The organism is Streptosporangium sp. CA-135522 (assembly GCF_050949235.1).
Classification (GTDB): Bacteria; Actinomycetota; Actinomycetes; order Streptosporangiales; family Streptosporangiaceae; genus Streptosporangium.
The window spans coordinates 4,001,434-4,021,157 of the sequence record NZ_CP192026.1; the positions used below are offsets into that span (position 1 = coordinate 4,001,434).

Sequence of the window (19,724 nt, forward strand, 5' to 3'; positions counted from 1 at the left end):
GGCGGGGCGCCCCCGCCCGCCGTCGCCGGTCCGTCTCAAAGGCGCACGGGCAGCCGGGCCAGCCGCCACGAAGCCGGCATCAGCTGACGCTCCAGGTCTTCCGGCTCGACGGCGAGGGCGAGATCGGGGAAACGGCGCAGCAGCGCCTCGAACGCCACCTCGCCCTCCTGGCGTGCCAGCGCCGCGCCCAGACAGTAGTGCAGACCATGCCCGAAACCGACGTGGTTCTCCCGGCGGCCGTCCGGCTCCCGGGTGATGTCGAGCCGTCCGGGAGAGCCGAACGCACGCGGGTCGTGGTTGGCTCCGACCAGGATGGCCATCACGATCTCACCCCGCCGCACCGGCATACCGCCGATTTCGAGATCTTGCGTCGCGTAACGCATCCGGGTTCCCTGGACGGGGCCGCACCAGCGCATGAGCTCGTGGACGGCGCGAGGCATCAGCTCCGGTTCCCCCCGAAGCCGGGCGAGCTGGTCGGGGTGGGTGAGAAGGGCGGCGGTCCCGTTGCCGATCAGGTGGGCGGTGGTCTCGTGTCCCGCGAGGACCAGGGTCAGCACCAGTGTGATCATCTCGGTGTCGCCGAGCAGGTCGCCGTCCTCGTCATGGGCGCGGATCAGCCCGCTGAGCAGGTCGTCGGTGGGTGCGACGCGACGCCGTCCGATCAGTTCCTCCACGTGCGCGACCATCTCCCGCAGTGCCGTCCCGAAGCCCTCCGGCTCCAGGGACACCAGGGCCCTGCCCCACTCGCGCCACCGGGGGCGGTCCTCCTCGGGAATGCCGACCAACTCGCAGATGACGGTGATCGGCAGCGGATAGGCGAAGTGTTCCAGCAGGTCGACGACACCGTCCTCGGCCGTCTCGGGAAGCCGGTCGAGAAGCTCCTCGGTGATCTCCTCGACTCGTGGCCGCAGCTCGGCGACCCGGCGCGCGGTGAACGCGCGCGAGACGAGCCGGCGAAGCCGGAGGTGGTCGGCGCCGTCGGTCTCAAGGACGCCGTCCAGCACGTACCGCGCGTACTCCGGGGGAACCCCGCGGGCACTGAGCTGCTCCTCGCGGACGCTCCGCAGGTCCATCCCCGGCACGTTGGTCGGGTTGTTGACGAACCGCGGGTCGCTCAGCACCGTCTTGACGTCGTCGTACCGGGTGACCAGCCAGATCGGCGTGGTCGACCCGGGGAGGGTCCCGCGCGCCAGGGGAGCCTGCTCGCGCAGCCGCGAGTATCCCCCGAAGGGGTCTTTCATCAGCTCGGGATCCGCCAGGTTCACCGCGCCAGCGGCGTCGGTCGCGTCGTGGTCGGTCGAAGCGCTCATGACTGTCCTCCTCGGGCGTCGGACGGCTTCCGCCTGCCGGTGACGCCGTCTCGGTCACTGCCCGGCCGCGTGGCCGCGCAACCATGCCGTCCGGGATGGCACTCGCGATGACATCCGAGATGACGTCGGACCCGCCCAGGGGATCACTCCTGCGGCGGCCGCCGGGAGACGGGCTTGAGCCGGAGGTCTTCGAGCAGGGTTTGCGTGGCGGCGGCCACGGCGTCCACGGCTCGGTCGAAGGCCTCCGCATTGCGCGCGGACGGGGAGCGGAATCCGGAGAGCTTGCGGACGTATTGGAGCGCGGCGGCGCGCACGTCGTCCTCCGTCACGTCACTGGCGTACGGTTCACGAAGAGTTTTGATACTCCGGCACATGCTCCGACGGTATGACATCCCCCCGACATTCTGCTTTCCCGCAGGTCACCGCCGGTCCCGGCCTCGCGCCTGGAGGCCGGGACCGGCGGTGCTCCGCCCGTCAGGGCGTGCCGTCAGCCGGCCGTCCGGGCCTGCGGCGACAGGACGAGCAGCCCCAGGCACATCTCGTCGCTGGTGCCCTCGCCCCAGACGACGTAGCGCGGGGGAAGCTCGCGCAGCGCGGGCAGGAGCTTGCGAAGGCCCGCGTCGTGGGTGCACGTCACCCGGAAGGTGTCGCCGGCCTTGACGGCGACGGGCTTGGCCAGCGGGCGAATGGCCTGCTCGTCGAAGTTGTAGGAGGGGATGTCGAGCAGGGTCCGGGCACCGGGCGTGCCGGGGTTGAGCTCCACCTTGATCGAGCGTCCGAGCAGGTGCATGTGACCGGCGACGGCGTACACGGTGGCGGGCCCGTCGGCCTTCTGGTCACAGTGCTGGGTGGGTCCGGCCACCGGCGGCCGGGCGTTGTTACAGAACTGGTTGAGCTCGGTCACCATGGACCTGGACCGGTCCCCGAACCGGTGCGCGACGTCGCGCACCGCGGCCTCACGCTCGCACAGCGGTCCGGACTCCTCGGCCGTGCAGGGCAGTTCGATCGGTGCCGGCAGCTGTTCGGTCGCCAGCGGAGCGAGGTCGGCCTTGCCGTCGGTGAGCCGCAGCCGGAGCCCGGACCGGTCGCTGCCCACCGGTTTGCCCTCGGTGGCGAGCAGGTTGTAGTGCACCTGCATGATCAGCCGGCTGCCGGCCGGCAGCGGGTAGCCGACCTTCTGGGTGAGCAGCGTCTCGTTGGCCCCCGGCGCCCAGTGGCCGACCCAGGCGCCGCCGTCGATGCCGGCGTCGCCGAAGCAGGTCCATCCCTCTCCCGGCGTGCCGGCGTCGAGCTTGGCGGCCGCCTCGGCCTCCTTCGGGCCGATCTGGAAGATGATCGCGTGGTGGACGATGTCGGTGTTCTGCGGCAGGAACTGGCTGCCGGTGAGGAACGCCCGATCCGTCAGCCCGGGATCGACCAGGAAGCACCGGTATTCATCGGTCCCGCCCGAAGGGGCCGCCGGGGTGTACGGCTGGGGCAGCGTCAGATTGACGAACCGTTCGGAAGGCCGCAGCGGCGCCGCCGGCGGTGGCGCGAACGGCTTGCCGTGGCCGCCGTGCGCTCCGGCGCCGGTCGCCGCGCCGGAGCCGGGCGAGGCGGCCGCGCCGTGTGAGGCGGCCGGACGCTGCTGTCCGGAACACGACGCGACGAGGAGGACGGCGGCGAGCGCGAGGACCATCCCGCCCAACCATCTCATCGGCCGCACTGCGTGTTTCATGACCCGCCCCCTGCTCCTGCCGGGATTCCCGAGACCGCGAGGCGCTCGGGACGGACCCCTGTCGGTCCTGAGGTTCAGGCTCCTCGCTCCCGCGACGGTTTTCCATCCGCCGTAAGGCCGAAGGCACTCCTCCGCAAGGCCGAGGGCGCTCTACGCCGCAAGTGGCACTCGTCACACCGGCCCCCCGAAACACACCGCCCCCCGAAACACACCGGCCCCCGAACCGGCGGGCGGTGTACGGGAGAACAGGCGATCGAGACAACGCGGTGGGCAGGTGCCGGCGCCCACCGATGATCGCGATATGGGCATTGGATATCGTGCCTGCCGAGGCAGGGGCGATCATGGACGATCTTCGGGGCCGGCCGCCCGGACCGGTCACCGGCCTGTGACGACACCTGTCTTCACCGTCCTCGGGAGCGAACGATGAGCAAAACGATGAGCAATGAGCAGCACGACCGGCCCGCCATCACGCGGGCCGGTGTCCACGTCCGTCTGAACGGGGTCTGCTGATGGGCTCGTTCATGGTGGTCGGCGGCGCCGGCCGTACCGGGCGACGCGTCGTCGAGGCACTCACCGGCGCCGGGCACCAGGTGACCCTCGCCAGCCGGCGCCCCGGGCGCTCCCGCGACGGGCTGAACGCGGTGATCCTCGACCTGGCCCGTGGCGTCGATCCGGAGCTGCTCGCCGGGATGAGCGGCGTGGTGGTCAGCGTCGAGCCGCCGTCGGACTCGGCCGGTGCCGACGCCGTCCTGAACCGGGGTGTCGCCTCGCTCGCCGAGGTGGCCTCCCGAACCGGGGCACAGGTCGTGCTCGTGTCGCAGATCTACGTGACCCGCGCGCGTCAGCACCCGGGGACGGCCGGCATCATCGAGGCCCGGGCGCGCGGCGAGCAGGCCCTGCGGATCAGCGGCGCGCCGTACACGATCATCCGCCCGAGCTGGCTCACCGACCGGCCGGCGGGTGGTGTCCGCCTGGAGCAGGGCGATACCGGCGATGGCCGGATCAGCCGTGACGCCGTTGCCGCCGCCGCGGTCGCCGCACTGTCCGGCCCCACCGCCCTGGGCAAGACCTTCGAGCTCTACGACGACCCGAGCGCCCCGGACACCGACTGGCCGGCGGCTTTCGCCGGGCTGGCGGCCGACGCCGCCGTTATCCGGGGTGCTGAGAAGGCGTCAGACATGTGAGGCGAGTAGGTTCCCGCGGAACATGCCTGAAGAGTCGTCCGGGGTTGTCAGGCACGTCGGTCACCTGCGGAAACCCTCCTCAAGGATCTCGTTCGGTGCTCGGTCGTACGTGTCGTGCGTCAGCGTTGCGGCCGTCAGGCTGCCTCAGGCATCCATCGGGCTCGATGCCTTGCCCGTGCCTCGAACGTGCGTCCAGGTGTTTCGGTCGAAACACCTGGATGACCCGTGCGGCGGCAAGGCGTTAAGGTGAGCGCGAGGTGACCCATGGCGCGCCGCAGGACGCTCGCACCGGCCTTGGTGACGGCCTTGCTCGTGGTGCTCGGCATCGTGATCGGCCTGCCGATCAATGTCGTCAGCGACTACCTTCCGGACAACGTCACCGCCAACAGGCCCGCCTGGATCGCCGGTCTCGCCGGTGCCGTCGTGCTCATCGTCGCCCTCACCTTGCTGTTACCCAGGTTGTCCGAGCGCCGGGCTCGGGTGCCGTCGTTCCGCGTGCCGCCGCGGGATCCGGAATGGGTCGACCGGCCGGAACTCGCCATGATCACGGCTGCGCTGCGCCGGGGATCGGCACCGGTCGGGCTGACCGCGGGCATCGTCGGCGCGGGCGGCTTCGGCAAGACCTCGCTCGCCGCCGAGATCTGCCATCGCGGGGAGGCCCGCCGGCGGTTCAAGGGCGGCATCATCTGGGTGACGCTCGGCCGCGACCGGACCGGCGCAGAACTCGCCTCCCTCATCAACGACGTCGTGGCCCACCTCGACGAGGAGCGCCCCGAGTTCGGTGATCCCGAGCAGGCCGGCCACCGGCTGGCCGAGGTCCTCGACGGTCGCAAGCCCGTGCTGCTAGTGATCGACGACGTGTGGAACGCCGCCCAGCTCGGTCCGTTCCTGCTCGCGGCCGCCCATGCTCAGCTCCTTGTCACCACCCGGCGTCCGTCCATCGTGCGGGACACCACGATCGAGGTCGATGAGATGTCCCCGCGGGCGGCCACCCACCTGCTCACCCGTGACCTGCCGGACATGCGGGCCGATCTCGTACGGGATCTGCTGCGCGCCACCGGCCGCTGGCCGCTGCTGCTGGCGATCGTCAACGCCCGCCTGCGCAAGCAGCGAGCCTGCGGCGCCGACGTGGACACGGCCGCCGAGGAGGCGCTACAGCGGCTGCGGGCGAACGGGCCGGCCACCTTCGACCTCACCGTGACCGATGAGCGCGCGCAGGCGGTGAGCGCGACCGTCGACTACAGCCAGGACTTGATCACGGGCGAAGAACGGACCCGGTTCGTCGACCTCGGCGTCCTGCCCGAGGACACCGACGTGCCGGTCGACGCTGTCGCCTTGCTGTGGGGATGCCCCAAGCCCGAAGCGGAGCGCCTGTGCGAGAAGCTGCACGAGCTCGCCCTGCTCACACTGCACTGGGCCGCCGACTCGATGGCCGTGGTCACCCTGCACGACGTCATCCGCAGCCATCTGCGCTCGGCAGCCGGACCGACGGCCCTCATCATGGCCGGCCGCCGGTTGATCACCCGGGCCAGAGCGCTCGCTCCCGGCGGATGGTGGAACCTGCCGCCGGGCGAGTCCTACCTATGGGACAACCTGGCCTTCCACCTCAAAGAGGCCGGTTTGCACGACGAAGTGAACGACCTCGTCTCCGACGTCCGCTGGCTGGTGCCGCGCACCGCCCGATCCGGGTCGGCCGCCGCGGCGGCCGACCTTGCTCACGCGTCCTCGCCGCCGGCCCGGCGGATCGCCGGCATGCTCTCCGGTTTCGGACCCCTGCTGACCTCCTCCTCCGACCTGCTGACCCGGCTCAGCGCCATCCCCGGCCGGCAAGCGCCGGTCGCCTGGTACGCCGAACAGGCCGGGGTCTCCTTTCTGCCCGCCCGCTGGCCGCTCCCCGAGGGCGACTCGGCGAACCTGCGCCGCCTGCTGCCCGGCCACCCCAAGGGCGTGGCCGCACTGGCGATCGCTCCCGACGGCAGTTGGCTGGCCACCGGCGAGAGCAGCGGCCCGAAATCCAACGCCAACTACAGCGACGCCGTCGGCGTCGTGCGCCTGTGGAACAGCGACGGTGACCTGCAGGCCACTCTCGACGGACATCCGGGTGGGGTCAGCGCGCTGGCCATCGCCCCCGACAGCACCTTCCTGGTCACCGGCGACGGCAACGGCTTCGACGCGATCAGCATGGAGCACACCGTCGGCGCCGCCCGGCTGTGGACGCCCGAAGGAGACCGCATCGCCTCCCTCGACGGCCACCACGACATGGTGACGGCGATCGCCATCGCCCCCGACAGCAGCTGGCTGGCCACCGGCGACCACAGTGCCACCGTCCGCATCTGGAGCAGGCAAGGCCGCCTGCTGGCCACGTACGACAGCAACACCGCCATCGGTCGGATCTCGGCGCTGGCCATCTCACCGGACGGTACCTGGCTGGCCTCCGTCTCCTCCGGCTCCCGATCCCGCATGACGATCCTGCATCCCGGCGGCATCCCGATCGCCCTCCTCGATCCCGGCGACGGCGAGGTGACGACGCTGGTGATCTCCTCGGACGGTTCCTGGCTCGCCATGGGTGACGATCGCGGCGCCGTGCACGTCCTGGTCCTGGCCCCGCACTTCACCGCCTTGCCCAGCGCTTTCGCCTTCACCTCGGAGTGCCGCTGTCTGGCGATCTCCCCGGACAGCTCCTGGCTCGCGGCCGGCAGCGACGCCGGCCGGATCCACATCCAGGACCGCGACGGGCACGTGCGCGGCGTCATCGATGGCCATGACGCCGCGGTGACCGCCCTGGCCATCGCACCGGACGGCGCATGGCTGGCCAGCGGCGACGTGACCGGCAAGGTGCGCCTGTGGCAGAGCGACGGCAGTCCACGGGCGAGGCTGAGCGGCCACACCGGCTGGATGAGCGGGCTCGCGATCGCTTCCGACGGCACCTGGCTCGCCAGCGCGAGCAGCGGGAACAACGCTGCCAGGCTCTGGGACTCCACCCCTGACGTGCTCGTCGAGACTCCGCACGAGGCCGGGCCGGTCACCGCCCTGGCCGCCGCGGCGAACGGACCATGGTTCGTCGTCGGCGACGACCGGGGTCGGGTACGTGTCTGGGACATCGACGGGAACCGGCGTGCCGAGGTGAGCGCCCTGCCCACGCAGGTGTCCGCGCTCGCCGTCGCGCCGGACGGTGCCTGGTTCGCCACAGCGGCCATCTACGAGGACGTCCGGCTGTGGAACGCTCAGGGCGAGCCGCGCGCCCGGCTGAGCGGGGCAGACGGTTCGTCGGCCCTGGCCATCTCTCCGGACGGGTCGTGGCTTGCCACCGGCGGTGGCCGCGGCGAGGTCCGGCTGTGGAGTTGCGGGGGCGACCTGCGCCGCAAATTGACGCTCCGCGATGGGGAAGAGCGGATTCTCGCCTTGGCCATCGCCCCGGACGGAACCTGGTTCGCCACAGCGGCCGGCAACCGGATCCAGACCTGGGACGCCGACGGCACGTTCCGTTTCGACCTTCGCTGCTCCCCCCTCTGGCGAGTCAGCACACTGATCATCTCGCCGGACGGAACCTGGCTGGCCGCCGGGGACGGCCGCCGAGTTTTAGTGTGGGACTGCGCAGGCGAGCAGCGCAGCAGCTTCGGCGGCAGTCCCCATTGGGAGCCGATCAAGATCGCGGTCTCGCCGGACGGCGCCCGGCTGGCCACCGGAGACCCGGACGGCGTCGTGCGCATCTGGGATCCGGACGGTCACGAGCAGGCCTGCCCGACCGCGCACCGGGGCCGGGTAGGTGCAGTGGCGTTCTCTCCCGACGGTGACTGGCTGGCCACCGGCGGACAGGACGGCACCATCAAGCTGTGGAACGGATCCGACGAGGTCACCTTCCAGACCGCCGAACGGATCACCAGCCTCGCCTGGCTCGCGGACGCGAGCACGCTATGCGGTGCCGGCCCGCAGGGCCTGTACGTTCTGGGCCGCCCGCACCCGACAGCGGCCCGCGCCACACCTCCCTCGATCGATTAAGGGCGACCCGCACGGCCACTGACCGGCCGGCGGCCGACGCCGCCGAGCGGTCCGCGACGGTTGTGGCCGTCGTCCACGGGGCGCCGTCCCGGTGGGCCTCAGACGGTCACGGGGCCGGCGGCGTTCCAGCCCGGAATCTGGAACCGGGCGGTGAGCGAGGTCTCCGTCGGCTCCTCGCCGCAGGCGCGGCAGACCACGACCGGGTCGAGGGGGGCCCCGCAGGAGTGCTGGAACACCACCGGCGGGCGGTCGGCGAGATGGCGGTCGCCCCAGCTCATCAGCATGAGAAGCACCGACCGCAACTCCCGTCCGGCATCGGTGAGGTGGTATTCGAAGCGGGGCGGGCGCTCGCTGTAGGCGACCTTCTCCAGCACGCCGGCCTCGACGAGAGTGCGCAGGCGCGTGGCCAGGACGTCGCGGGGGGCCCCGATGTTTCGAATCATGGCGTCGAAGCGCCGGACGCCCCAGAAGATCTCGCGGAGGACCAGCAGGGAGTACTTCTCGCCGATCACGCCGAGCGTGTCGGTGATCGAGCAGGGCCGAGGATCGCGCATAAGCCCAGCCTAGGACAGTGCATTTGCTTATCCAACTTACCGGGTTATAGTTCATCCAGTTTTCCAACTGACTGGTGCCCTCAAGGAGTCGATGGACATGCGCGACGCCGTCATCGTGGAGGCCGTACGAACGCCGATCGGGAAGGGCAAGCCGGGCGGCGCGCTCGCCGGCGTGCACCCGGTCGAACTGCTCGCCCACACCCTGCGCACCCTCGTCGGCCGCTCCGGCGTCGATCCGGAGCTCGTCGACGACGTGATCGGCGGCTGCGTCGACCAGGTGGGCGAGCAGGCGATGAACACCACCCGCTACGCCTGGCTGTCGGCCGGTTTCCCCGAGTCCGTCCCGGCGACCACCGTGGACCGCCAGTGCGGGTCCTCCCAGCAGGCCGTCCACTTCGCCGCCCAGGGCGTGATCTCCGGAGCGTACGACCTGGTCGTGGCCTGCGGGATCGAGTCGATGAGCCGGGTGCCGATGTGGTCCAACGTGCCGGCGGGCGCCGACCCCTTCGGGCCGGGGATCGCGGCACGCTACCCCGGGGGGCTCGTCCCCCAGGGCATCAGCGCCGAGCTGATCGCGGCCAAGTGGTCGATCGGCCGTGCGGAGATGGACGCCTTCGCCGCCACCTCCCACCGGCGGGCCGCCCAGGCGCACGCGGACGGCCTGTTCGACGCCGAGCTCGCGCCCGTCGCGACGGACGCGGGCATGGTGCGCACCGACGAGTCCGTACGGCCGGACACCACCCCCGAGATCCTCGCCGGGCTCCGCCCCGCTTTCGCCGACCCGGCCTTCGCCGACCGCTTCCCGCAGATCGGCTGGTCGGTCACCGCGGGCAACAGCAGCCCGATCAACGACGGCGCCTCCGCCGTGCTGATCGCCTCCGGCGAGACCGCCGCCCGGCTCGGGTTGCGTCCGAAGGCGCGGCTGCACGGCTTCGCGGTGGTCGGCTCCGACCCGCTGACGATGCTGACCGGCGTCATCCCGGCCACCGGCAAGGTGCTGCGCCGGGCCGGGCTGCGACTGGACGACATCGACCTGTTCGAGGTCAACGAGGCGTTCGCCTCCGTGGTGCTGGCCTGGCTGAAGGAGACCGGCGCCGATCCCGCCAAGGTCAACGTCAACGGCGGCGCCATCGCCCTGGGCCACCCCCTCGGCGCCAGCGGGACCCGGCTGATGACCACCCTCGTCAACGCCCTGCACCAGCGCGGCGCCCGCTACGCGCTGCAGACCATGTGCGAGGCCGGCGGGCTGGCCAACGCGACCATCCTGGAGGCGATCGCCTGACCCACGACCGCGCCGTATGGGAGCCGTACGGAAGCCGTAGGGGAGAGGACGTCCGGTGAGGCACGAGCCTGCGGATCAGCCCGCGGCGGCGTCCAGGGAACCGAGCACGTCCTCGGGGACCTGGCCCAACCGCTCACGCTGAGGGAAACGTCCCACCGGCACGCGGGCCACCTCCCGCGCGGTGTCGTAGTCCACGACCGAGATCGCGTCCCTCTCGCTGAGCGAGACGAAGCAGTGCCCGCCGTCGGGACCGGTGGCCGTCCAGTACGGCAGGCTGCCGGTCTCGTAGTGCACATACCCCCGCGCGGCCAGCCCCGGACGATCGACGATCGCCACGTAGTCGTCGATCGTGCCCGCCACGCAGAGCTTGCCGGTGTCGGCGGACATCGCCATGCCGTGGTGCGCGGAATTCTGCGGGTAGTCGTCGGCGGCGAGTTCGCGACCCGCGTCGCTGTAGGGCATCTCGACCTTCCGGGTGATCTTCCCGGTGGTCAGATCGATCTCGGCGAAGCCGTTGAGGTAGGAGAGCTGGGCGTACATCGTCCGGTTGTCAGGGGTGAACACCGCGGGGCGGATGCCGTACTCGAAGGTGTATTTCCTGAGCACCTTGAACGTGGCGCCGTCCACGACCGTGAGCTGCCGGGCCCCCTTGAGGGCGTTCAGCGACCTGGGCAGGGAGGTGACGCCGATGCTGGAGTTGTACAGGAGGCTCCCGTCGGGGGAGTAGTCGTTGGCGTGCGGGTAGGCCCCGGTCGGGATGTCGGTCACGAGCGCGCCGGTGGCGGTGTCGATCACCTGTGCCGCCGAGGCCGTCGTCGCCGACACGATGAAGAACCGGCCGTCGGCCGAGAGCGCCGCGTGGTCGGCCTTGAATCCCTCGATCTTGTAACGCCACAGCATCCTGCGGCCGGCGATGTCGAAGGCCACCGCGTCCGACAGGTTGCCGCGGGAGACGTACAGCGTGCGCCCGTCGGGGGAGACCGCCATGTCGTCCACGAGCTTGCGGTATCCCTGGATCCGGTTGACCGCCTCGTAGCCCGCGCGCTCGACCGGGTTCATCGCCCTCAGACGCTCCTCCAGATCCGGGACCGTGTCGAAGGAGCCCAGATTGCGGTAGGTACGGCCGTCGATGAAACTGACCGTCCCACCCTGCCCGTTGCCCACCAGGAGCACCTCGCGCAGGGACGCCGACCGGGCGGCGGGCGCCGGGGCGACGAGGGACGCCAGCAGCACGGCGACCGCGGAGAGCGGCATGACGGATTTCATGGAAGGTGCGCGCACGGCGACGCCGTCCTCTCGGTCGATGGGCACTTCCGTGAACTCGCGCCGCGGGCACCGGCCGTCGCGATCGGTGACGGCGGGAGGCCGCACCCGCCCTTACGGCCGGAATCCGTTCAGCCGAGAACGCTACCCGCGCTCGCGGACGGGCGCTTGTGCCTGCGCCGGTAATTCGTGCGACGGGATTGTCTCCGCCCTGACAAGCCACTCCCGGGCGTGGGCCACGAAGCAGGACGGTCAACCGTTCGTCGGTGAACGCGGGGATAAGCCGGACGGACGGAGGGGTAGGGGAGCGCCCGTGAAGGGCGAAGCGAACAGTACGGGGCCGGTCCATCCCGGCGGGCCGGTCCACGGGCCGGTGCGCCCCGGCGGACCGGCGCGCTGAGCGCGGGCGGTCAGCGATGTCACCGCTCTTCCGGCGGGCCGCCGACAGACTGACCGACGCCGCCCCGGGCTGGCTGGTGGAGACGGTACGGCCGGCGCCGGCGGCGCTCCGCTGGGAGCCGATGCTGCGTATGGCCATCGGCATCGTCACCCCGCTGCTGGTGGGGCTCGCCGCCGGACAGCTCGCGCTCGGCCTGCTGCCGGCCATAGGCGTCATGTCCATCGCCCTGGCCGACCGGGGCGGCTCCTACCGGGCCAGGATCATCCTGATGGGCGCGGCCGGGTCCGCCGGAGCGCTGGGATACCTCACCGGGGCCGTGGCGCGGGGCCACGGCTGGTGGACGGTGCTGGTGGTGGTGGCCGTCTCGGTGGTGTCCGTGTTCGTCAGCACGGGAGGAGCCGCGGGCTCGGCGGCCGGCCTCCAACTGCTCGTGATGACGGTGCTCGGCACCGGCATGGCGCTGCCGGGATCGCCCGGCCTGAACACGCTGAAGTTCGTGTCGGGCGCGCTGTGGGCCGTCGCGCTGGCGTCGGTCCGTTGGCCGCTGCGTCCCCGGGCGGCGGAGGAGGCCGCGGTGGCCACGACCTACCGGGCGCTCGGAGGGGTGTTCGCCGACCGCGGTCCCGAGGCGCTCGCGGCGTTCGACACCGCGCTGAGGAACGGCTACGACACGGTGCTCAGCGCCCGCTCCTCGGCGGCGGGCACCGACCCCGAGCGCACCCGGCTGGTCGCCCTGCTCAACCAGTCCTCGCTCATCCGCAACGCCCTGGTCTCACTGTGCCAGGAGAAACGCGAGCCGCCCGGGGACCTGGCGGACGCCGTCGAGGAGATCGCCGGATCATTCGCCGCATCACCCGCCGGCGAAGGAGCGCCGCGGACCTCGCGGCACGCGTGCGCCCCGTTCGCCTCACCCGCCCTGCGCGCCCTGCACTCCGCGGTGCAGGGCGCCGTCGAGCTGGCCTCCGGCGGCGACATCGCGGCCGAGCCGGTCGGCCATGGCCGGCGGCTCCGGGCGCTGTGGCGGCGGATGTGGTACGGGCCCCTCGCCCGCGTCCACACGGTCCGGCTCGCGCTCTGCATGGGCGTCGCCGGCGCGGTGAGCGAGTCCGGCCGGCTGGAGCGGTCCTACTGGCTGATGCTCACCGTCGCGCTGGTGCTCAAGCCCGATTTCGGATCGGTCTTCGCGCGTGCCGTACGGCGCGCGCTCGGGACGCTCGCGGGCACGCTGATCGGCACGGTGGTGCTCGTCGTGGTGCCGTACGGCCCGGCGCTCCTGGTCCCGATCGCCGTCTTCGCGGGGCTCCTGCCGTACGGCATGCAGCGCAACTGGGGACTGACGTCGGCCTTCCAGGTGCCGCTGATGCTGCTCCTGGTGGACCTGCCGAGCCAAGGCGGTCCGAAGCTGGCGGAGATCCGGCTGGTGGACACCCTGATCGGGTGCGTCATCGTCTTATTGCTGGGATATCTGCCATGGCCGGCGAACTGGGAGGCGCCGGTCGGACCATGGTTCGCCGACGCGGTGTCGGCCACCGCACGCTACCTCCGGCACGCGTTCGACCCGAACGACACCGGAAAGGCGCTGCTGCGCCGCAAGGCCTACGACGCCCTGGCCGATCTGAGGACCGTCTTCCAGCAGGCGGTGACCGAACCGCGTGTGGTCAGCCGGCGTATCACCACCTGGATGCCCGCGATGACCGCGCTGGAACAGGTGGCCGACGCGGCCGTCGCTACCGTCGCCCGTACCGAACACGGCGCGCCGCCGCCGTCGGAGACGGCCGTCCGGGCCTTGGCGGTCTCTCTGGAGAACATCGCCGCCGACGTCCGAGAGGGACGGGCGCCGAGAGAACCCGAGCTCGCCGACGAGGAGGCCGTGGAGCGGGTGAACTCCGCCGTGCAGGGCCTGCGCGACACCGTGTCGGACCACTCCGGCGCCGGCGGGAGCTCGTCCTAGGCCGCCGGCCGCGCGGCCCTCGCGCTTCATGAGGCGAACGGGACCGTCAGTGGTGGTAGGCGTGGACCACCGCGTGCCCCCTGCCCCGACCGATGATCCACTTGTTGACCGGCGTGGTGACGACGAAGGCCACCAGCAGGGAGAGCGCCAGAGTGCCCCAGAACAGGCCGGAGGCGAGCTCGGCCTCCATGGCACCCGGGACGACCATCATCACGCCGTTGTCAACGATCTCCATGACGATGATCGACACGGTGTCGGCGGCCAGTGCCAGCCGTACGGCCTGGCGCCAGCCGACACCCGCCCTGCGCAGTCCCAGCAGGGTGAGCGCGTAGCCGGAGAGGAAGGCCAGCACGACGGCGAGGACGACGACCGGCAGGGTCGACCACCCCAGCGCGGTGCCGATCACCATGCCGAGCACCTCGCCGACGGCGCACCCGGTCAGGCAGTGCAGGGTCGCCGACGCGGCCATCCGCCACGTCACCCCCGAGGTGTGGCCCTCGTGCACGTGGTGAACGTGCCCATGCTCTCTCGCATGACCGTGCCCATCCGCGTGGTCGCCTGTGTGACCGGCGTGATCCGTGTGCTGCACCGACTCGGACATCACGTCCTCCTTGCCCTCAATCCCGCTGACTCGATCACGTTATACCTGTGGGGGGTATATGGCAATGGCGCGAACGAGCCGGACGCCGAGCGTACCGGCACTGGGCGCTCCGGCGGAGAGGCCTCTCTGCTACCGGTCTACGATCGGCGATCGGTGTCAGCTGGCGAGCGCGAGGGGGTGGAAGCGGGCAGGCCGTGCAGGGGAGGGCGATGTCCGGTGCGGGAGCGTCGTCGTCACCCGCCACCGCGTCGATGCGAGCGGTGCGGACATGGCGGGACGTCTACGATGCTCGGTAGCATTGGACGACTCGCGGTAGATGGGAGCCTCACACGATGCGCGGACTGGGAGATCTGGAGGCTGTGATCATGGATCGCCTGTGGTCGTCCCGCCGGCCCGCCTCTGTCCGGGACGTGCTCGACGATCTCCGCCGCGAGCGGGAGATCGCCTACACCACCGTCATGACGGTGATGGACAAGCTGCACACCAAGGGTCTGCTGCGCAGAAAGGCGGTCGGCCGGGCCTACGTCTACGAGACGGTGACCACCAAAGAGGCCTACACCGCCGAGCTGATGCGGAAAACGCTCGCCTCCGGCGGTAACCAGGCGGCCACTCTCGTGCACTTCCTGGAGCGGCTGACGCCGGAGGAGGCGGTCGCGCTCGAGGCCGCGCTGAAGGTATACCCCCCTGGGGGTCGTGTGTGACGGCCGCCGTCCTGGCGGCGGTGGCTGCGATCTCCGGGGGCGAGTTCGTTTCCGGCCCGCCGCTGCCACACGACCTCGATCTCCTGGCCACCGCCGCGTTCGCGACGGCGGCTGGTGGCGAGCGACGGCGGGCGGGGTGGTCGAGACGTCCGATCGTTCTGAGGTCGCCATACTACTATCTTGGCTAGTAGAGACACTCTCAAGGTGATGTGCGCGAGATCGTCCCGTGGCGAAGGGTCGCCACTGTCCCCGCGACCGGGTCGTGAAGAACGATGACGGAAGTGGCCCGAGGGGAACGAGGGGTGCAAAATCAGGCATTCTTTCCCCTGAAGTGCTTTATGTCGGATTTGGCACAATGGGGGCCGTCGCGGCATCATCCCCTACTACCGTCCATCGGACGAAGGGCGTTCCGGCCGGACATGTGATGGCAGGCGTCCCCACCTTCGGAAAAGGGAGAAGCGTGACGGCTGCGTCCCGCGGGATTCGGCGTCGCGACGCGTTCCGAGCCCTCGTCTCGGCGCTCACCGCCGTGATCCTGTGCGCCTGCGTGGCCTCGGCGGGCCAGGCCGCGCCCAAGCCGAGCGCCAAGAAACTCCGCAAGGAGCTGGCGCAGCTCCAGAAGCAGTCGGAAACCATGATCGCCGAGTACTACGCCGGGCGGATCGAGCTGCAGAAGGTGGACAAGACCGAGAAGGTGGCGCGCGGCAACCTGAAACGCGCGCAGCAGGAGCTGGAGCGGGCCTCCACCGAGATCCGCCTGCTGGCCGTCGAGCAGTATCGCACCGGCGGGATGAACGTGCCCTCCGCGCTGGTGGGGGACGTCGATCCGGCCGGCATGCTGAACCGCCTGGCCCTCGCTCAGCAGATCGTGAGCGAGCAGGATGCCAGGTTGGAGGGGTTTCAGAAGGTCCGCGACTTCCACCGGCGGGCGCAGGAGGCGGCGGAGAAGCGCGCCGGCGAGCTGCGCGCGTCGCTCAAGAAGCTCGACGGCCAGAAGAAGCGAGCGAAGAAGCTGATCGACCAGATCAAGGACAAGATCGACCAGATCTACCCCACCCCCGGACTCAGAAGAGCCGACGGCACATGGGTTCCTCAACTCCCGTCAGGACCGGACAACATCACGCCGAGGATGCGCCTGGTCCGGCAGCTGGTCGCGCAACGGTTCGGGCCGCGGTTCGGGATCGGCTGCTACCGGGCCGACGGCGGCATCGCGGGCGGCGGAGAGCACCCGCTCGGCCGCGCCTGCGACTTCATGCTCAGTCACGGGGGCGGCATGCCCTCCGCCGCCGAAACCCAGCGCGGGCACCAGATCGCGGCCTGGGCCATCAAGAACGCCCGGCGCCTGGGCATCATGTACATCATCTTCCGTCAGCGGATCTGGCACGTCCGCACCGGCACCTGGCGGACGATGTCCGACCGCGGCGGCACCACGGCCAATCATTTCGATCATCCCCACATCTCGGTCTACTGACGTCCTGACGTTCTGACCCGTGGTCACGTGGGTGGTCATCCCTCTGAGGGCGCTGTCCGATCGCACTCCCCGCGGCGCCGATCTCCGGCTCGAGGCCGAACCGGACGCCGCCGCGCAAGAGGGGAACGTCGCCGTCCGGGCCGATGGCGCCGACCCGGTCTCCGCCGGCTGACGCGTAGGTGGCGAACCGCGAAGCGACCTCCTATGTTGAATGGCATAGGATATGAGTACTGGCATAGAAGGGGGCGGCGTGACAACGCGACGAGAGCAGACGAGTCGGGAGAGCCGCGAGCTGATCCTCGTGGCGGCGGCGGAACTGTTCGCGGAGAAGGGTTACCGGCAGACCACGTTCGCCGACGTGGCCGAGCGGTCGGGGATCAGCAGGGGATCGATCCCGTGGCACTTCGGTGGCAAGGAGGGCCTGCTGCTGGCCGTTCTCGAACGCTCGGTGAACCTGATCCGCGTCGGCCTCACCGAGGAGCCGGGGTCGGTGGAGGCGGGGTTCGACCGCTTGATGGAGGGCCTCAACACCCTGTTCACCCTGCCCACCACCAGGCTCTTCGTCACGCTCCTGGTGGAAGCGCTGGAGCCGGGCTCGCCCATCCACGGCCGCTACCTCGAGATCCACAACACCCTGCGCGAGCACTGCAGGAGGTGGCTGGAGCGGTTGCCGCTGCCGCCCGAGCTGTCCGCCGAGGCGCTGGCCGTCACGATCGTCGGCGCCGGGATCGGCATCCACCAGCAGTGGCTGCTGGCGCCCGACCGGGTCGATCCCGAGAAGGCGTTGGCCGCGCTGTGCGCGCTGGTGGCGGGGGCGGTGCCGCCGGCCGGGCGATGAGCGGCCCCGCGTATGCGAGCGCCCCTCCCGCTTCCGGGAGGAGTCCGGACTCCACCTGACCGGCTCGGCTCGCCTGGCCCGCGGCGGCCGTGGGACGACGCGTTCCGGGACGCGTTCGTGTCAGCCGATCCGGTCCCCGTCGATCAGCGCGGCGATCCCGTCGAGCAGCCTGGCGAGCCCGAATTCGAACAGTGAGTCCACGCTCACGTCCACTCCCGGCCCCCGCCTGATGGCCGCGAAGGTGGGGAAAGGCCCGTCGGCCAGAATCGCGGCCATCGTCTCGTCCTGGGAGTCGAGCCACTGCTCGCCGTCCATGCCGGTGTCCTGGCCGGCCTGCCTCTCCGACTCCAGATCGACGGCGTTGCCGCGGACGTACCCGAACAGTGTGATGGCCGCGTGCAGGCGGGTGTCGTCGTCGAGGCCGAGCCCTTCGAGGGCGCACAACGCCCATTCGATGTGGAGCATGCTGCTGGGGATCAGCAGCGGTCTGTTCAGATTCATGGCCTGGGCCAGCCAAGGGTGCCTGAGGTACAGGTCCCGCTGGGTCCTGGCGGAGGTCTCCAGGCGGGCCCGCCACCCGCTGGGCGGCTCGGGCAGGGGCTTCTCGGCGAATGCCGTCTGAGCCATGAGGGTGACCAGACTGCCTTTGTTCTGCACGTGCCGGTAGAGCGACATGGTCGCGACGCCCAGGTCGGCGGCGATGCGCCGCATGGTGACCGCGGTGAGCCCCTCGGCGTCGGCGAGCCGGATCGCGGCACGCACGATCCGGTCGCGGACCGGACCGGCACCGCCGGTGTGGGGGACGGCCTGCCGGGGCGCCGCGCTGACCACCGTGCCCACACCGGGGACGGCACGCACGAGCCCCTCCTCGCGCAGCGCGTTGAGCGCCTTGGTGGCGGTGGCGATGGCGACGCCCCACTCCCTGGTGATCGCGCGCGTGGAGGGCACCTGTTCTCCAGGCCGGAGCTCACCTGCGGTGATACGCCGTCTGATCTCGGCGGCGATGCGCGCGTACGGGGGCATGGCGCTCCTCTCATGTACTAGTACACCCAGTCTAGTGGACTAGTACACTCCGCAAATAATACCTTTCCAGACGCTTTCAACACATGTACGTTGTACGCAACACGGTAAGCAAGGGAGAAACGCCATGAACATCCTCATCTCCGGTGCCAGCGTCGCGGGCCCCGCTCTGGCCTACTGGCTGCGCCGCCACGGCCACACCCCGACCGTCGTGGAACCGGCCCGGCAGGTCCGCGACGGCGGCTACGCGGTCGACTTCCGCGGCGAGGCTCTCGACGTCCTCGACCGGATGGGTCTCCTTGAGCAGGTGCGTGCGCTCGACACCCACATGGGCGACGCGGCGATGGTGGACGGTGACGGCAACCGGTACGCCACGCTTCCGGCGGTGATCTTCGCGGGCGACCTGGAGATCCTCAAGGGCGACCTGACCCGCATCCTGTACGAGGCCACCCGCGACGACGTGGAATACGTCTTCGGCGACTCGATCGCCTCCCTGGAGCAGGACGAGACGGGCGTGCGCGTGACGTTCGCGCGTGGCGAGCCGCGCATGTTCGACCTGGTGGTCGGCGCCGACGGGCTCCATTCGCGCACCAGGGAGCTGGTCTTCGGCCCCGAAGAGCCGTTCCTGCGTCACCTGGGCATCTATACCGCGATCTTCAACCTCGACAATTACCTCGGCCTGGAGAACACCGGCCGGCTCTACACCGTGCCCGGCAAGGCGGCCAACATCTTCAGCGCCCGAGACAACACCGAGGCCAGGGCCGCGCTGCACTTCGTCTCCGACCCGCTCGACTACGACCGGCGCGACGTCGAGCAGCACAGGCGCATCGTGGCCGAGCACTTCGCCGGCGAGGGCTGGGAGGTGCCGCGGCTGCTGAAGGAGATGATGTCCGCCGAGGACTTCTACTTCGACGCCAACGCCCAGATCGTGATGGACCGCTGGTCCGAGGGCAGGGTCGTGCTGCTCGGCGACGCGGGCTACTGCTCGGGCCCGACCTCGGGCCGGGGCACCTCGCAGGCCTTGATCGGCGCGTACATCCTGGCCGGCGAGCTGGCCGAGGCCGGCGGCGACCACGCCGCCGCCTTCACGGCCTACGAGCGGCAGATGCGCGGCTACGTCACCGAGCACCAGCAGGTCGGGCGCGAGGGGGCCGAGCGGTTCTTCATGGACCCCCCGACCTAGGAGATCCTCGACATGATCGCCGCGAACGCTCCCGAGGTGACGCGCACGGAGATCGTCAAGCTGAGGGACTACGCGTCCAGGGGCCGCGAGGGCTCACCTGCGGTGGCCGTTCAGCCGTGAGTTCGCCGGACGGCCGGCTCACGAGCGGTCATCAGGGGCTACGGGGACGCGTTCCCGCTGGTCGGTGGCGTCTGCGAGGCGGGGCGGAGCGGACGCCGGCGGGCACGGGCTGTCGCGCCAGGACCGGACG

Annotated in this window: 16 protein-coding genes; 9 read left to right on the top strand and 7 right to left on the bottom strand. The window is 70.8% G+C overall.

The genetic code is table 11. The features are described 5' to 3' along the window. Window positions 1–35 precede the first annotated feature (35 nt). The 3 genes from ACQPYK_RS18600 to ACQPYK_RS18610 all read right to left on the bottom strand — a co-directional run bounded on the left by ACQPYK_RS18600 (window position 36) and on the right by ACQPYK_RS18610 (window position 3,027). Window positions 36–1,310, bottom strand: coding sequence for a cytochrome P450 family protein (locus tag ACQPYK_RS18600; protein WP_433256819.1), 1,275 nt, complete (start codon window positions 1,308–1,310; stop codon window positions 36–38). Between the two features lie 143 nt (window positions 1,311–1,453). Next, window positions 1,454–1,702, bottom strand: coding sequence for a DUF2277 domain-containing protein (locus ACQPYK_RS18605; protein WP_433256821.1), 249 nt, complete (start codon window positions 1,700–1,702; stop codon window positions 1,454–1,456). A gap of 95 nt (window positions 1,703–1,797) precedes the next feature. After that, window positions 1,798–3,027, bottom strand: a complete 1,230-nt coding sequence (locus ACQPYK_RS18610) for a monooxygenase (protein ID WP_433256822.1) — start codon at window positions 3,025–3,027, stop codon at window positions 1,798–1,800. A 509-nt stretch (window positions 3,028–3,536) separates the two neighbouring features. On the opposite strand from ACQPYK_RS18610, the gene ACQPYK_RS18615 reads away from it, so the two are divergent. Both ACQPYK_RS18615 and ACQPYK_RS18620 read left to right on the top strand, forming a co-directional pair. Then, entirely contained in the window at window positions 3,537–4,211 is a 675-nt protein-coding gene (locus ACQPYK_RS18615; RefSeq protein ID WP_433256824.1) for an SDR family oxidoreductase, read from the top strand. A 264-nt stretch (window positions 4,212–4,475) separates the two neighbouring features. Beyond that, the gene (locus ACQPYK_RS18620; protein ID WP_433256825.1) at window positions 4,476–8,210 is read left to right on the top strand and encodes an NB-ARC domain-containing protein; all 3,735 of its coding nucleotides are present in this window, start codon (window positions 4,476–4,478) and stop codon (window positions 8,208–8,210) included. A gap of 98 nt (window positions 8,211–8,308) precedes the next feature. On the opposite strand, the gene ACQPYK_RS18625 is transcribed toward ACQPYK_RS18620, so the two are convergent. Next, entirely contained in the window at window positions 8,309–8,764 is a 456-nt protein-coding gene (locus tag ACQPYK_RS18625; protein WP_433256827.1) for a winged helix-turn-helix transcriptional regulator, read from the bottom strand. Window positions 8,765–8,861: 97 nt separating this feature from the next. Between ACQPYK_RS18625 and ACQPYK_RS18630 the strand changes: the two genes are divergently transcribed. Continuing rightward, window positions 8,862–10,046, top strand: coding sequence for a thiolase family protein (locus tag ACQPYK_RS18630; protein WP_433256829.1), 1,185 nt, complete (start codon window positions 8,862–8,864; stop codon window positions 10,044–10,046). 75 nt (window positions 10,047–10,121) lie between these two features. On the opposite strand, the gene ACQPYK_RS18635 is transcribed toward ACQPYK_RS18630, so the two are convergent. Next, window positions 10,122–11,300, bottom strand: a complete 1,179-nt coding sequence (locus ACQPYK_RS18635; protein WP_433256831.1) for a YncE family protein — start codon at window positions 11,298–11,300, stop codon at window positions 10,122–10,124. A gap of 425 nt (window positions 11,301–11,725) precedes the next feature. On the opposite strand from ACQPYK_RS18635, the gene ACQPYK_RS18640 reads away from it, so the two are divergent. Then, complete coding sequence (locus ACQPYK_RS18640; protein WP_433256832.1) at window positions 11,726–13,660, top strand: FUSC family protein; 1,935 nt, start codon at window positions 11,726–11,728, stop codon at window positions 13,658–13,660. Window positions 13,661–13,706: 46 nt separating this feature from the next. Here ACQPYK_RS18640 and ACQPYK_RS18645 read toward each other — a convergent pair whose 3' ends face one another. Continuing rightward, window positions 13,707–14,261, bottom strand: coding sequence for a DUF4396 domain-containing protein (locus tag ACQPYK_RS18645; RefSeq protein WP_433256834.1), 555 nt, complete (start codon window positions 14,259–14,261; stop codon window positions 13,707–13,709). Window positions 14,262–14,593: 332 nt separating this feature from the next. Between ACQPYK_RS18645 and ACQPYK_RS18650 the strand changes: the two genes are divergently transcribed. From ACQPYK_RS18650 to ACQPYK_RS18665, 4 genes are all read left to right on the top strand, one after another. After that, window positions 14,594–14,962, top strand: a complete 369-nt coding sequence (locus ACQPYK_RS18650; protein ID WP_433256835.1) for a BlaI/MecI/CopY family transcriptional regulator — start codon at window positions 14,594–14,596, stop codon at window positions 14,960–14,962. A gap of 460 nt (window positions 14,963–15,422) precedes the next feature. Next, on the top strand, window positions 15,423–16,433 hold the full coding sequence (locus ACQPYK_RS18655) for a coiled-coil domain-containing protein (protein ID WP_433256836.1): 1,011 nt from the start codon (window positions 15,423–15,425) through the stop codon (window positions 16,431–16,433). Window positions 16,434–16,452: 19 nt separating this feature from the next. Beyond that, on the top strand, window positions 16,453–16,605 hold the full coding sequence (locus tag ACQPYK_RS18660) for a hypothetical protein (protein ID WP_433256837.1): 153 nt from the start codon (window positions 16,453–16,455) through the stop codon (window positions 16,603–16,605). 78 nt (window positions 16,606–16,683) lie between these two features. After that, window positions 16,684–17,271, top strand: a complete 588-nt coding sequence (locus tag ACQPYK_RS18665) for a TetR/AcrR family transcriptional regulator (protein WP_433256839.1) — start codon at window positions 16,684–16,686, stop codon at window positions 17,269–17,271. A 120-nt stretch (window positions 17,272–17,391) separates the two neighbouring features. On the opposite strand, the gene ACQPYK_RS18670 is transcribed toward ACQPYK_RS18665, so the two are convergent. Further along, complete coding sequence (locus ACQPYK_RS18670; protein WP_433256841.1) at window positions 17,392–18,294, bottom strand: TetR/AcrR family transcriptional regulator C-terminal domain-containing protein; 903 nt, start codon at window positions 18,292–18,294, stop codon at window positions 17,392–17,394. 124 nt (window positions 18,295–18,418) lie between these two features. Between ACQPYK_RS18670 and ACQPYK_RS18675 the strand changes: the two genes are divergently transcribed. Further along, complete coding sequence (locus ACQPYK_RS18675) at window positions 18,419–19,474, top strand: FAD-dependent monooxygenase (RefSeq protein WP_433256842.1); 1,056 nt, start codon at window positions 18,419–18,421, stop codon at window positions 19,472–19,474. Window positions 19,475–19,724 lie beyond the last annotated feature (250 nt).

Bases quoted from the DNA above. Each gene is read 5' to 3' on its own strand.
- ACQPYK_RS18670 (WP_433256841.1), bottom strand. From the start codon at position 18,294: ATGCCCCCGTACGCGCGCATCGCCGCCGAGATCAGACGGCGTATCACC.
- ACQPYK_RS18605 (WP_433256821.1), bottom strand. From the start codon at position 1,702: ATGTCATACCGTCGGAGCATGTGCCGGAGTATCAAAACTCTTCGTGAA.
- ACQPYK_RS18640 (WP_433256832.1), top strand. From the start codon at position 11,726: ATGTCACCGCTCTTCCGGCGGGCCGCCGACAGACTGACCGACGCCGCC.
- ACQPYK_RS18615 (WP_433256824.1), top strand. From the start codon at position 3,537: ATGGGCTCGTTCATGGTGGTCGGCGGCGCCGGCCGTACCGGGCGACGC.
- ACQPYK_RS18610 (WP_433256822.1), bottom strand. From the start codon at position 3,027: ATGAAACACGCAGTGCGGCCGATGAGATGGTTGGGCGGGATGGTCCTC.
- ACQPYK_RS18675 (WP_433256842.1), top strand. From the start codon at position 18,419: ATGAACATCCTCATCTCCGGTGCCAGCGTCGCGGGCCCCGCTCTGGCC.
- ACQPYK_RS18630 (WP_433256829.1), top strand. From the start codon at position 8,862: ATGCGCGACGCCGTCATCGTGGAGGCCGTACGAACGCCGATCGGGAAG.
- ACQPYK_RS18645 (WP_433256834.1), bottom strand. From the start codon at position 14,261: ATGTCCGAGTCGGTGCAGCACACGGATCACGCCGGTCACACAGGCGAC.
- ACQPYK_RS18625 (WP_433256827.1), bottom strand. From the start codon at position 8,764: ATGCGCGATCCTCGGCCCTGCTCGATCACCGACACGCTCGGCGTGATC.
- ACQPYK_RS18620 (WP_433256825.1), top strand. From the start codon at position 4,476: ATGGCGCGCCGCAGGACGCTCGCACCGGCCTTGGTGACGGCCTTGCTC.
- ACQPYK_RS18650 (WP_433256835.1), top strand. From the start codon at position 14,594: ATGCGCGGACTGGGAGATCTGGAGGCTGTGATCATGGATCGCCTGTGG.
- ACQPYK_RS18635 (WP_433256831.1), bottom strand. From the start codon at position 11,300: ATGCCGCTCTCCGCGGTCGCCGTGCTGCTGGCGTCCCTCGTCGCCCCG.
- ACQPYK_RS18600 (WP_433256819.1), bottom strand. From the start codon at position 1,310: ATGAGCGCTTCGACCGACCACGACGCGACCGACGCCGCTGGCGCGGTG.